We start from the raw sequence: 11,807 nt of genomic DNA, 5'->3' as shown, positions 1-11,807 counted from the left end.
CCCCGGCCTTTTCGTTATCGTAAAGCGGCAATCAATCAGAAGCGATAGCTGACAGAAGCACCGAGGCCGCTGGCACTGTTCTTATACGTGGAGCTGTAGGCGCCCCGGGTCGCTGAGGTGTGATTGACCTGCACGCTCTCTTCCCACAGATAAGAATAGGCAACGTCGATCGTGACATCGTCCACCGGCGTCCAGCCTGCACCGAAGCTGATCACCGTCCGGTCGCCCGTAGGAATACGTGGCCCGCGGTCGGTGTTGTTGGCGGGCGACTGGTCGACCGACAAGCCTGCGCGAAGCACCCACTGGTTGTTCAACCGGTACGCCGTACCGATGGCGTGGGCCCACGTGTCATGCCAGTTCTGCTCTTCGGCAACGGTGCCCAGCGAGCCACTGAGCAAAGGAGGCAAACCCGAGTTCTGGATGACCAGTTCCTTGAAGCGACTCCAGCGTGTCCAGGTGGTCCCTGCATAAAGCGTCCAGTCATCGTTGAGCTGATGAGTCACCGAGAAGTCCACCGACTCCGGTGTATCCACATCCAGCGAAGCGTCATAGCTCTGGCCGCTGACGCCCAGCAAGCTGAAGACTCCACCAGTAACCTTAGTCTTGGCGTCCAAGTGGTAACTGACTTTGGAGTGGTACGTCAGACCTAAGCGGGTTCGGTCAGTAGCCTGCACCAGGATCCCCGCGTTGAAACCCAGGGCCGTGTCGTCGCCGGTGCTTTTGAGTTTTCCATCATTGCGCCCAGGGCTGAGAGGGTTGGGCACCATCCCGGACAACTCACCGCTGATACGGTTGATGGTAGGACCGAACCCGATCGACACTTTGTCGTTAAAGGCATAGCTTACAGTGGGCTGGAACGTAAGGGTCGTGACCTCGCTTTTGTTGGCGTAATAACGCCCGGCGAAACCGCTGCCATAGTCGGTAATCAGGCCGAAAGGAACATAAAAACCAACACCGAACGCCCAGTGCTCATCAATGGGTTTGACGTAGTAACCCATCGGCACCGTGGTCGCTGGCACCATATCACCGTCCTGCTGGCCACCGAAGGTGCTGCGAGTCTGGCTGATGTCGGACTTGGCGAAAAGCGTCGCCGCCCCCAGACTGACCTGCTCCCTCTTCAAGCGAGACATGCCCGCCGGATTGCCAAAAACGGTGCTCGCATCTTCAGCAGAAGACGAGCGACCGGCAAACCCGGATCCCATCCCACTGATGCTTTGCTCATTGAGCGCGAAACCGCTCGCCAGCACATGAGAAGTGGCGAGCGCAACAGCGAGACCTAGCGGGGTCTTGAGCCATATTTTTTTCATTATTAGAACTCTTACAGCAGTAGCTGAGGTGAATGAAGCGGGTGGTTGTGTTATGTGAAAATTGCCACGGTCTGACGCGCCCAAAGCACTCGTCGACCGCTTTCGTCCCAGATTTCCATATCTTGCAATGAGTAACCTTCCAGAGCCTGCTGGCTGAAAGAACTGATGAGAAACCATTCACCAGCAACGGCCGGCTGCGGTAGATCAATCATCCAGGACGCAGAGCTGATGGCGGCGGGCTCGGTGAAGCAGGTCATGGCGGCCGGCGGCAAACTGTCAGCGAGCGCAACCAAGGCGACGGCCGGGTCCACGCCCTGTGCATCCAGGTGGCGCACCCACATCAACAGTTCGGGATTTTCTGCGCCAGATACTGGCAATGAACCGCCCGCCGCGCGCATCTCGAAGTTATGGGCGCAAGCCGGTGCGACGTTGCTATCCAGAACCAGCGTGGAGTATTTGGATGGCCCCTCTACAAGCGGTCTTCCCCAGGAGTTGTGGCTGATTTTGCTTTCGCGCGGCTGAGCGAATAACAGCGTGGTGCGCAGCGCCAGGTCATCGCCCGACATACAGTCGACCGCTACCGAGGTGACTGACCGCCCTTGACGCAACACGCTGGTTTCGAATGTCTGGGCCTGTGTGACAGGGCCAATGAACGACACCTGGGCTGACCTGAACGGCGGGAAATCTGTCGGACACTCACGCAAAACCGCTTGCAGCGACAGCGCCGCAGACAGGCCCCCAAAGACAGTGCGCCCCTGTAGCCAGTTGGGTGGTGCAATAAAAGGTGAGTCTGGATCGAATTGCTGCAGCATCTGGGCAAAGCTGGTCATATCAACGCTCCCCTGAACTGACCGGTCGTGATCCCCACCAAGCAGCACGCAGGCGTCGCCCTCTCCCAATCGAAACGGGTGGATGGAATCGGTGAAGACCTAAGCTGAAGGCGGCGCTGGATCATGGCGATCTCTTGAGAACAGATGCGCCATACTTATTCATGTGACCATTTGTGTCAACAGTCACAATCCAGACAAATAGATACCTTCATTCAGAAGGTAAAATCGCAGGGACCACGCGGGAATAGGTTGCAATGGCAATGCAGCCCTCAGCCGAAACTCAGGGCATGAGGCTACGCAGGATGAGATTGGAGGTGAGCGTTGGGGCATCCTCGATGCGATCGAGGTTGTACTGCAACAGCAAAGGATTGACGAAAGGCTGGAGCGCCAGATGTATCGCGTCTACCGTCTCGTCCAGTGGCGTCCTGCGCTCGAACTCACCGAGTTCTCGCCCCTCTCGTACGATCTGCAGAACAAAGTCTTTGATCCGGGCATTATAAACCTGCGAGCTTGGCCAACGCTCCGAGGCCGAGAACGCGGCGATGTCATAAAGCTTGCGGTCGTTGAAGAACAGGTCCGCGCCCGTGACCATCAGTGTTTTGACCATGCGTCTAAAGCGCTCCGTAGGTGAGAGGCCTTCCACGTTGATGGCCTGCTCCACGGCGGCAACGATTTGCGCCAGACAATTTTTGCAAATGGCTTCGCCGATTGCCTGCTTGGAATCAAAGAACTTGTAGATGTAAGCCTTGGAAAACCCGATGGCCTTGGCCAGGTCGGACACCGTGGTCTTGCCGTAACCGTATTGACTGAAATGCTCATTGGCCGCCGCGACTATCTGGTCTCGGATGTCATGGTCGACTGGGCCACGGACGCTGGGGGATATTGGCTGGTTCATGCGGTCAGCTTACTCACCTCAAAGGCGGTTGACAACTTGTGACCACATTGTAATTAAGTCACATATCTGGCGATTTGGCTGGATAGCCGTTTGCATGTCAGGAGCTGCCATCGGCGCAACTGCCCTGCTGTACTGGGTCTATCTGGGACTCGCTTCCAAATGATTTCCTGACATCTGGTGCTCATCACTGCGTCTGCGGACCATCGAGCGGAACATCAAGGATGAAGGTTGCGCCCTGTCCAGCCCCGTCGCTGTGCACGGTCAAGCTGCCCCCCATTTCCTGCGCGGCCAGCGCGCAGCTGTGCAGGCCGAAACCGTGACCGTCTTTGCGAGTAGTGAAGCCATGGGAAAAGAGCCGCGCCAGATGCTCTGGTGCAATCCCATTGCCGTTGTCGGTCACGGTGATACGCAATGCTGGCCCGTCAGCCAGGAAGGCGCTGAACGTGATGCACGGGCTGCGATCGATCACGCCGTTCATTGCTTGTTTGGCATTGCGGATCAGGTTCACCAGAATCAGCAGCATCCGGTGCCGGTCCAGCGGCAGCAAGGGCAAGTCGGCAATGTCCTTGACCACCGTCACCTCCTGGCGCGCCAGTGATCCAGCACTCATGCGCAAGGCATCATCGATCAACTCCGGGACCGGTACTGTCTCGACGATACTGACGGCAACGGCATAGGACTGCTGGGCAGCGACAATGGTTTTGATGTGGTCAATGCCCTTGGTGAGTTGCCCGAGCTCTTCGATGATGCCCTGTTGCTCTATCGCCACCACCTCCGCCAGCTTGAGCAGGTAGCCGGGCAGCATCTTTCCTTTGTGATCTGTGGTGAGAAATTCGCTCAAATCATGGACGTGTTCGTTCATCATCTGAGCGACCTTGCCCAGCCCCTGGGCTTTGGAGGTGCGCATCAGGCTGCTGACCAGTTCTGCCGATACGTTCACGCTGTTGAGGACGTTGCCGACGTTGTGCAGCACAGTCGTAGCGATTTCGGCCATGCCCGCCTGACGGGATTTTGCATGCAGTTCGGTTTGCACGTGACTCATGCGGAGCGCCGCGCGCACGCGAGCCATGAGCTCCAGCGGCGAGAAGGGTTTGGCGATATAGTCATCGGCGCCACTCTCCAGCCCGGAGACGCAGGCCTCGCTACCGCCACGGGCGGTCACCAGGATCACCGGTAAATGGGCAAAACCGGCGCTGGCTTTGATTCTGGCTGTCAGGCCAAAGCCATCGAGTTTCGGCATCATCACATCCGAAACGACCACATCGATGGGTCGACGCTGCAGGAGTGCCCAGGCCTGCTCGCCATCAACTGCGGTGGCGACGATGTAATCGTTTTGCAAAAGTTCTCTGAGATAGCTGAGCATTTCCGGGCTGTCGTCGACCACCAGCACTCTGGATCGCAAGGCGTGTTCCGGGTGCTGCTCGTCGCCTGCGCCTTGCGTCACGACTTGGTCGTTGCGACTGCCTTGGTGGCCGTCGTCGAAACGCAAGTGGCGCTGCTCAATAGTGCTTGTTGTGCTCGATGACGATCGCTCCTGCATATTGCTGGCTTCGCTCGGCACGGTGTTTTGCTCGGCCCCCAGCGGAAGTCGAACAAAGAAGCACGAACCCCGTCCAGGCTCGCTGTTCACGCCCACTTCGCCCCCCATCAGTTCGGCCAGATCCTTGACCAGGGCCAGACCGATGCCTGTGCCGCTGTAGTGGCGCGTGGCGGAGTTGTCGATCTGGGAAAAACGCTGGAACAGCAACGGCAGTTTGTCAGGCGCAATGCCGATCCCCGAGTCTTGCACCGCGAGTTCAAAACGCTCGCCATCAATCAGCGTCACTGCCAGGTGCACGGTGCCGCCAGCGGACGTAAACTTGATGGCATTGCTCACCAGGTTGAGAAGAATCTTCTCGAAGTGTCGGGGGTCCAGGAACACCGTGCCGAGCGCAGGATCGATGCTGCTGGTCAGGGTGCAGCCTTTGCCCTCGGCCACCATGGCGGCATCCTCGGCCAGCACACCCACCATCTTGTTCAAGTCAATTGGCGCCGGACACACCTCAAACTTGCCCGCTTCGGCTTTGGAGAAATCGAGAATGTCATTCACCCGGTTCATCAAGCGCAGTGCGTTGCGTTGGGCGCGGTCGATTTGCACATGCCAGTCCGCCGGCGGGATGGACGCCGCCGAGAGCTGCTCCAGGGGGGCGAGAATGAGGGTCAGGGGGGTGCGCAGTTCGTGGCTGACCGTGGCGACGAAATCGCTCTTTGCCTGGTTGGCCGTCTCGGCTTGATTGCGCGCCTGAATGAGCTCGACGGCCTGCGCCTCCAGCACCTCGGTCTGTTGATGCAGCGTGTCGGTCCGTTCGGCGACCATTCTCTCCAAGGAGGCCTGCACTTGCTGTCGTTCGGCTTCAGCCTCAGCCTCCAGCACCCGGATGCGCAGGGCATTCTCCTGGAACACCCGTACGGCGCGGGTCATGATTCCAATCTCGTCACCGCGTCCGGCACTGGCGATCTCGGCGTTCAGGTCGCCGGCCGCAAGCCTGCGCATGACCGAGGCCAGGGCCACGATGGGCTGTGCGATAAATCGCGACGTGCTCCAGGCGATGGCGCCGGCTAGCAGGATGGCGACGGTACCTGCAATTATCGTCGCAAGCATGCCGCGATCATTGTGGACCAAGGCGTCGGAGCGCGCCTCTCCAGCGAAGCGCGCAACCAACTGGCCGGCGCTGCGAGCCTCGTCGCGAACCTGATCGCGTGCATCGCTCAAAGCGTTGCTTGCCTGATGGAACCTGGCGAATGCCGCCCGGTAGCCGGCAATCTGATCGCTGACCGTCAGAGGCGTAGCCTTGGCTTGCGGCCCCACGGACGAAGGCAGAACGCGCGCGAGACGGGAAAGTTCATCAAGGATGTGGCCGACAGAGCTGGCGACCTCGGCTGACGGTGACAGGCGAAACGACAGGGTCTGCGCCTCCAGGGTGGCAACACGCTCGGCGAAACGCTTGGACAACGCGGCGGCATTGTGCAGCAAGCCGGTGGCTGCCTGAATGTCGCTTGCATCATGAGCAACGCGCCCATCCACCTCACTCAACATTGCCTCGAGGTGCTCGACCACATTCCCGACGACGGCGAGCTGCCGCAACGCCTCGCCTCCCCGCAACTTGGGCGCCTCGCCAAGGCGCTCTACCGTCACGCAGGTAGCAACGACCGCTGTTGCCAACTGGTCCAGGGGCTCTCTCTCCTGCGGCTCCCCCATCACCTCGCGCAATTGCTCGACCACCGGCGGGAGTGCCGCGCAAGCGCTGTGCGCCGCGGCCGCCCCATCACCGGTCACCAGCATCTTGGCCACATTGGCGATGATGATCCGTTCGCCGTTGCGCAGGATATCCAGGATGCGATGGGCGCTTTCAATGTTGCTCACCTGCGCCTGGTGCTCAGCGGTGCGGGCGTCAAGCCCCTTCAGCCCATCGGCGATGCCCTGTTCGACCAGGATCGTCGCCTCTCGCATCCGGCCGTAGTGGGCTGTCATGTTCTCCGTTTCGCCATCCATGGTCAGGGTCGCCGCCCGCAAAGCGGCGATCGCCGCGGCGAGCCTGTCCAGACCGCCCTTGAGCGATTGCGCCTCTGCCACCGCAATGGCGGTAAGGCCGGCAATAGCGGTCGCCACCATGCCTTCGGCTTGGGAGAGGCTTTCCTGGTCGCGGGTGGCGATGAAGTTTTCCACCCGCTCGGTGGCCCCGTTGACCGAGGCCAGAATTTCTGCGGAATGGCTGGCCGAATCCACCGAACGAACCATGCCTCGCAGGCCATAGAGGTTCACTAGCGACACCGCCAGCATCAGAAACACCAGTGCGGCGACTGCCAGCCCGATCCTGACGGCAATGGGCCTGTCTGTGGTGGGCCTGAATGTCAGCACCGCGCCTCGCCTCCTCGCTCCCCGCCCACCACTACTGCTTCGTCACCTCCGGCAAAGGCGTCGGCGGCGCCGTATGGTTGACGGCCGCGTCGATCATCGCCGCAACGGAAGCCTGGCTGTAGAAAGGATTGGCGGCGCCGCCCACCGGCATAGTGGCGAGCCAGGCGTCCAGGTCCTTCGCATCGATGCGTACCAGCGGCACCTCGACGAACTTCGGCACTTGCTTGCCCGCCAGAATCTGCTGGGCCACCCAGAACCCCACCTGGGAAACGCTTGGGGAGGCGGAGACCGAGACGGTCTCGTAGCCATTGGCATCGCGCTCCTGCTTCCACAGGGCAAGTTCGTCCTGACGGTTCCCCATCACAATAATCGGCAAAGGGCGCCCCGCCGCCTTGAACGCCATGGCCGCGCCATAACCGTCGCCCCCCTGAGTCGCGACGGCATTAATGCTGGGAAGCGACGGCAGTGCCAGCGCCACCTCCTTGCGTGCGACGGACGCCGTCCAGTTCCCGTACACGGTCTTGGCGAACTTCAGGCCCGGGTAGTCGCTGGCGGCCTTGCGAATGCCGTCGCTGATGTTTTTATCGGTGGCATCGCCGGCAATGCCGCGGATCTCCAGCAGTGTTCCGTTCCCCTTGAGACGCTCGGCGATATAATCCATTTCCACGCGGCCCATGGCGGACCAGTTGTAGTCCACGGTATAGACGCAGCTTTCGGTGACCAGACTGGCCATGACGACCACCACGATGCCAGCGTTGCATGCATCGCGAATCACCCCGTTGAGGGCCGTGTCGGACGCGGCCAGGATGACGATGGCGTTCACGCCTTTGACGATCATGTCCTGGATATGGGCCGCCTGTTCCGCTGCGGAGTTATTGGCGCTGACCACCGGAGCCTCGCGGACCAAGCCATCCTTTTGTGCTTGGGCCGCCACCTCCTGCCAGTTGCGCACCATCACTTTGCGGAAATCACTGCCCGCGTAGGAGTTGCTGAAGGCAATGCTATAGCTTGAGGTAGGGCCGCCGGCGATGCCGCCATCGGCAGCTTGGGCTGGATTGGCGACAACCATCGCCAGCCCGGTCACGCAGCCGGCGAGGCGCCATAAGATTTTGTGGAGTGGTTTAGTGTTCATGCGGCTCTCCATGTCCTTGGGATTTACCAAAAGTAATCCACCTGCATTTGCCGACAGTCTGGATCGACTGCTCGACCTGGTTGGAGAAGTCGGCCTTCAGATTGGAGATCGTCGACCCTGTGAATGAAGCGCCCAAACGCTCACGAACTGAGGAGATATTGCCCATTGATCAAGCTGCGCCCCTGGGCACCGGTTACCGGATTGCTCATTCGGTCATTCCAATCATAGAACCGGGCACGAAGAACCAGAGACATACAGACTCCTTTCCTTGGCGGCTGAAAACCGAAATCAGTACATTGCCTGCAGTGACACTGAGCATAGTCTCAAGGTGCCCACTTCGCTCGCGGCCATGAAGGATTTCAGCGAGACTCTGCTTGTCGTGATGGGCGGGAGTCGACCAACAGAGCAGATCCTAACCTTCCTCCTTGGACTCAAGCGCACGGTAGTGGTCAATCTTGACTTGCAGTGCAGCAACGGCCTTTTGCATGGCAGCAACTTCGGCCTGTACATCCTGTAAATGGCTCTCCAGCATCTGGCGGCGTTCGGCAATCGTTGAGTCCCCAGCGCTGCGCAGCTTGGCGAATGTTTGCATTTTGCCGATGGTCATGTGAGTGGTGCGTAAACGCAGCAAAAACTCCAGCCACGCCATATCAGTCGGCGCATAAAGCCGTTGCCCGCCGGCCGCACGGGCGACCGGCGCCAACAGGCCGATGCGTTCGTAGTAGCGCAGGGTATAGGCCGTAAGGCCAGTGCGCTTGGCGACCTGGTCAATCGTCTGGTAGGCGTTCATAAGCACAATCCTTGGCCATCGGTGTTCGGTAATGCACCCGTCCCGCTCACTCGGGAGGTGCGGCAACAATTTTGATGCCTCGTTTGGCAAACACTTCCCGCGCTGCGCTGATGCCATTCAACGCGCTTGGAAAACCAGCATACACCGCCATCTGGATGATGATTTCAACGATCTCCTCAGGTTTGCAACCCACATTCAGCGCCCCCTCTATATGCACCTTGAGTTGAGGTTGCGCGTTCCCCAATGCGGTGAGGGCCGCGATGGTTGCCAACTCGCGTGTGCACAGAGCAACACCAGGCCTGGAAAACACATCACCATAGGCGAAATCGACTATCCATTCACCCAGCTCGGGCGAGATATCGCTAAGCGACTTGACCACGTTGTTGCCGGTGGTCCCGGTGATTCTTTCCAGGGTCTCGACCCCTTTCACTCGTCGACTATCCGGTTCAGTTGCCGACGCCGGAATTGCGATTGCTGAAAGCACGAGCCCGGTTACAGCGCTCAGTTTTTTAAATGTCATGACCTGTCTCCTTGTTTAAGCCGCGCAACGGACCTGGCCGTTTTGGCGGTGCAACAAGGAGGCTATTGGTTAGAGCACGCTCTAAGTCAAGCGCCAGTTGCTTTCAGCTAAAAGGGCCCGCAGCTAAAGGGAGCCCCCCTCACATCATCGTCACACCACCGCAGTTGCAACCGTTCTGGAACGCCAGGCAAAAGCCAACACCATCAACAGCCCCAGACCCGCCATTGCCGCTCCAGCCAGGGAAATCGCCGGATAACCCAGCCCGGTATTGATCACCGCTCCGCCCAGCGCCGCACCCATCGCGTTACCCAAGTTGAAGGCGCCGATGTTCACCGCCGAGGCCAGATTGGGTGCGTCCTTGGCGGCTTCCATGACGCGCATCTGTAGCGGCGGCACCAGGGCGAAGCTGGCGATCCCCCATATCAGGATGGCAACGGCGGCCGGCAGCGGCCAACGCATCAGTACGGTGAATGCCAACAAGACCAGAATCAGCGCGCTCAGCGAAACGATCAGGGTGCGATCTATCGAGCGGTCGGCGGCCTTGCCGCCCCACATGTTGCCCAGCGTCAACCCCACACCGAACAGCATCAGCATGGCGGTGATGTACGCGGTTGATGCATGGGTTTCGCTGCTGAGGATCGGCGCGATGTAGGTGAAGACGGTAAACATTGCACCCGAGCCGACTACGGTCAGGGCCAACGCCCCCAGCACCGGTCCACGGCCCAGCACTCGAATTTCGGCCAGTACACCGACGCGTTGTGGCGCTTGCAGATTTGGTAGCGCGAACCACAACGCGGCCATGGTTACCACGCCGAGTCCGGTAATACCCCAGAATGCGGTGCGCCAGCCGAACAGTTCGCCAAACCAGGCGGCCAGCGGCACACCGCCGATGGTGGCCAGGGTCAGGCCCAAGAACATGGCCGCAACCGCCCCGGCGCGTTTCTCCGGGGCGACCACGCTAGCGGCGACGATGGAGCCGACGCCAAAAAACGCGCCGTGGTTCAGTGAGGTCACCACTCTGGCGACCATGAGGCTGTAGTAATCGGTAGCCAGGGCTGACATCAGATTACCCAGGGTAAAAATCGCCATGAGTCCGATCAGCAGATAGCGCCGGGGAATCCTGCCGGTGGTCAGGGTCATCAGCGGCGCGCCGAGCAATACGCCCAAGGCGTAGGCACTGACCAACAAACCTGCGGCGGGAATGGATACGCCGAGATCCTCAGCGATGCCCGGCAACATGCCCATGGGGGCGAACTCGGTAACGCCGATGCCAAAGGCACCAATGGCGAGTGCGACAAGCGGTGGATTGATACGCATGGAAGGCTCCTTATCTATGCCGCCAATGCTACGATCCAACTTTTTCAGGCGGTAGATAGCATTTCTGGCAATCACCTTTGCGTACGGAGCACAAATGGACTTCAACGGCAGATCAGGTGAAATGAGCGTGTTCGCCACCGTGGCGCAGGAAGGCAGCCTGTCAGCCGCCGCGCGTGCATTGGGGCTGACCCCCTCGGCGGTCAGTCGGATCATCGCGCGTACTGAACAACGTCTTGGCACTCGCCTGTTGTTGCGCACCACCCGAGCGATCACCTTCACCGCCGAGGGCGAGGCTTACCTGCGCGGCGCCCGCCGTATCCTGGCCGACATGGCCGAGGTCGAAGAAGCCATCGCCGACCAGGGCGTGCCCCGGGGCCGTTTGCGGGTCAGTGCCGCCCTCGGCCATGGGCGCCAGACCATCGTTCCCTTGGTGGCAGCATTCAGCGCCCGCTACCCGAACATCGTCGTCGACCTCACCCTCGGCGACGAAGTGGTCGACATTCTCGGCGGTCAGGCCGACGTGGCGGTACGCTTTGGCCATCTGCCCGACAGCCCGCTGACCGCACGAAGGATCGGCGACACCGGCCAGGTCGTGGTGGCATCGCCCGAGTATCTGCTGCGCCACGGCATCCCCCAGGAACCGGAAGACCTGCTACGGCACAACTGCCTGCGCTTCAACTTCCGGCGTGCCGAACCCAACTGGCCGTTCATCCGCGAGGGAAATGAGTTTTCCCTGAAGGTCAGCGGCAACATCGAATGCAGCAGTGGTGAAGCGCTGGCACAACTCGCACGGGTAGGCGCTGGCATCGCGCGTATCGGCTATTTCACCGTAGCCGAGGACCTGCGGCGTGGCGATCTGGTACCGCTGCTGGAAGCCTGGAACCCCGGAGACCGGGAGCCGATTCATGCGGTGTTCGTAGGTGGCTCGGCAATGCCGGCGCGGGTGCGGTTATTCGTGGACTTCTTGCTGGAACATCACCGGATGTAAACGGGTAACGTCACCTGCCCCTTTCGGATGCTCGTAATGCTGTGGGAGTTTTGCCTGACTGGAACAATCGGGAGCTATAGCCGAGATTGGCCGGTGGCGATTGGTGAGAGGCGGCTTTCGGCTAGAAGCG

Annotated in this window: 8 protein-coding genes and 3 pseudogenes; 1 reads left to right on the top strand and 10 read right to left on the bottom strand. The window is 60.2% G+C overall.

Going from position 1 to position 11,807, the window contains the following annotated elements:
* Nucleotides 1–35 precede the first annotated feature (35 nt).
* The 10 genes and pseudogenes from HQ912_RS12310 to HQ912_RS12275 all read right to left on the bottom strand — a co-directional run bounded on the left by HQ912_RS12310 (nucleotide 36) and on the right by HQ912_RS12275 (nucleotide 10,689).
* Entirely contained in the window at nucleotides 36–1,307 is a 1,272-nt protein-coding gene (locus HQ912_RS12310; RefSeq protein ID WP_076384114.1) for an OmpP1/FadL family transporter, read from the bottom strand.
* A gap of 50 nt (nucleotides 1,308–1,357) precedes the next feature.
* The gene (locus HQ912_RS12305) at nucleotides 1,358–2,137 is read right to left on the bottom strand and encodes a thioesterase family protein (RefSeq protein WP_076384112.1); all 780 of its coding nucleotides are present in this window, start codon (nucleotides 2,135–2,137) and stop codon (nucleotides 1,358–1,360) included.
* A gap of 280 nt (nucleotides 2,138–2,417) precedes the next feature.
* A complete protein-coding gene (locus HQ912_RS12300; protein WP_047230136.1) occupies nucleotides 2,418–3,032 on the bottom strand; it encodes a TetR/AcrR family transcriptional regulator in 615 nt (204 codons plus the stop codon).
* Nucleotides 3,033–3,216: 184 nt separating this feature from the next.
* Nucleotides 3,217–3,555: pseudogene (locus tag HQ912_RS28110) on the bottom strand (ATP-binding protein); the annotation flags it as partial.
* Between the two features lie 519 nt (nucleotides 3,556–4,074).
* Nucleotides 4,075–4,410, bottom strand: a pseudogene (locus HQ912_RS28105) (response regulator transcription factor); the annotation flags it as partial.
* Nucleotides 4,411–4,623: 213 nt separating this feature from the next.
* Nucleotides 4,624–5,673, bottom strand: a pseudogene (locus HQ912_RS28100) (sensor histidine kinase); the annotation flags it as partial.
* Between the two features lie 1,288 nt (nucleotides 5,674–6,961).
* Nucleotides 6,962–8,062, bottom strand: coding sequence for an ABC transporter substrate-binding protein (locus HQ912_RS12290; protein WP_260990080.1), 1,101 nt, complete (start codon nucleotides 8,060–8,062; stop codon nucleotides 6,962–6,964).
* A gap of 412 nt (nucleotides 8,063–8,474) precedes the next feature.
* Nucleotides 8,475–8,852, bottom strand: a complete 378-nt coding sequence (locus tag HQ912_RS12285; protein WP_139049735.1) for a MerR family transcriptional regulator — start codon at nucleotides 8,850–8,852, stop codon at nucleotides 8,475–8,477.
* A 46-nt stretch (nucleotides 8,853–8,898) separates the two neighbouring features.
* Nucleotides 8,899–9,372 (bottom strand): carboxymuconolactone decarboxylase family protein, encoded by a 474-nt coding sequence (locus HQ912_RS12280; protein WP_173406828.1) that lies wholly within the window; start codon nucleotides 9,370–9,372, stop codon nucleotides 8,899–8,901.
* 150 nt (nucleotides 9,373–9,522) lie between these two features.
* Nucleotides 9,523–10,689, bottom strand: coding sequence for an MFS transporter (locus tag HQ912_RS12275; RefSeq protein ID WP_173406827.1), 1,167 nt, complete (start codon nucleotides 10,687–10,689; stop codon nucleotides 9,523–9,525).
* Nucleotides 10,690–10,783: 94 nt separating this feature from the next.
* Here HQ912_RS12275 and HQ912_RS12270 point away from each other — a divergent pair, with 94 nt between their 5' ends.
* Entirely contained in the window at nucleotides 10,784–11,677 is an 894-nt protein-coding gene (locus HQ912_RS12270; protein ID WP_173406826.1) for a LysR family transcriptional regulator, read from the top strand.
* Nucleotides 11,678–11,807: the final 130 nt, after the last annotated feature.

This window comes from Pseudomonas sp. MPDS (assembly GCF_013283895.1).
Taxonomy (GTDB): Bacteria; Pseudomonadota; Gammaproteobacteria; order Pseudomonadales; family Pseudomonadaceae; genus Aquipseudomonas; species Aquipseudomonas rhizophila.
The sequence above is the reverse complement of the archived record's forward strand: the minus strand, read 5'-3'. Positions and strand labels throughout refer to the sequence as shown.

Coding starts and splice junctions, on each gene's coding strand:
- HQ912_RS12310 (WP_076384114.1), bottom strand. CDS start 1,307: ATGAAAAAAATATGGCTCAAGACCCCGCTAGGTCTCGCTGTTGCGCTC.
- HQ912_RS12305 (WP_076384112.1), bottom strand. CDS start 2,137: ATGACCAGCTTTGCCCAGATGCTGCAGCAATTCGATCCAGACTCACCT.
- HQ912_RS12300 (WP_047230136.1), bottom strand. CDS start 3,032: ATGAACCAGCCAATATCCCCCAGCGTCCGTGGCCCAGTCGACCATGAC.
- HQ912_RS12290 (WP_260990080.1), bottom strand. CDS start 8,062: ATGAACACTAAACCACTCCACAAAATCTTATGGCGCCTCGCCGGCTGC.
- HQ912_RS12285 (WP_139049735.1), bottom strand. CDS start 8,852: ATGAACGCCTACCAGACGATTGACCAGGTCGCCAAGCGCACTGGCCTT.
- HQ912_RS12280 (WP_173406828.1), bottom strand. CDS start 9,372: ATGACATTTAAAAAACTGAGCGCTGTAACCGGGCTCGTGCTTTCAGCA.
- HQ912_RS12275 (WP_173406827.1), bottom strand. CDS start 10,689: ATGCGTATCAATCCACCGCTTGTCGCACTCGCCATTGGTGCCTTTGGC.
- HQ912_RS12270 (WP_173406826.1), top strand. CDS start 10,784: ATGGACTTCAACGGCAGATCAGGTGAAATGAGCGTGTTCGCCACCGTG.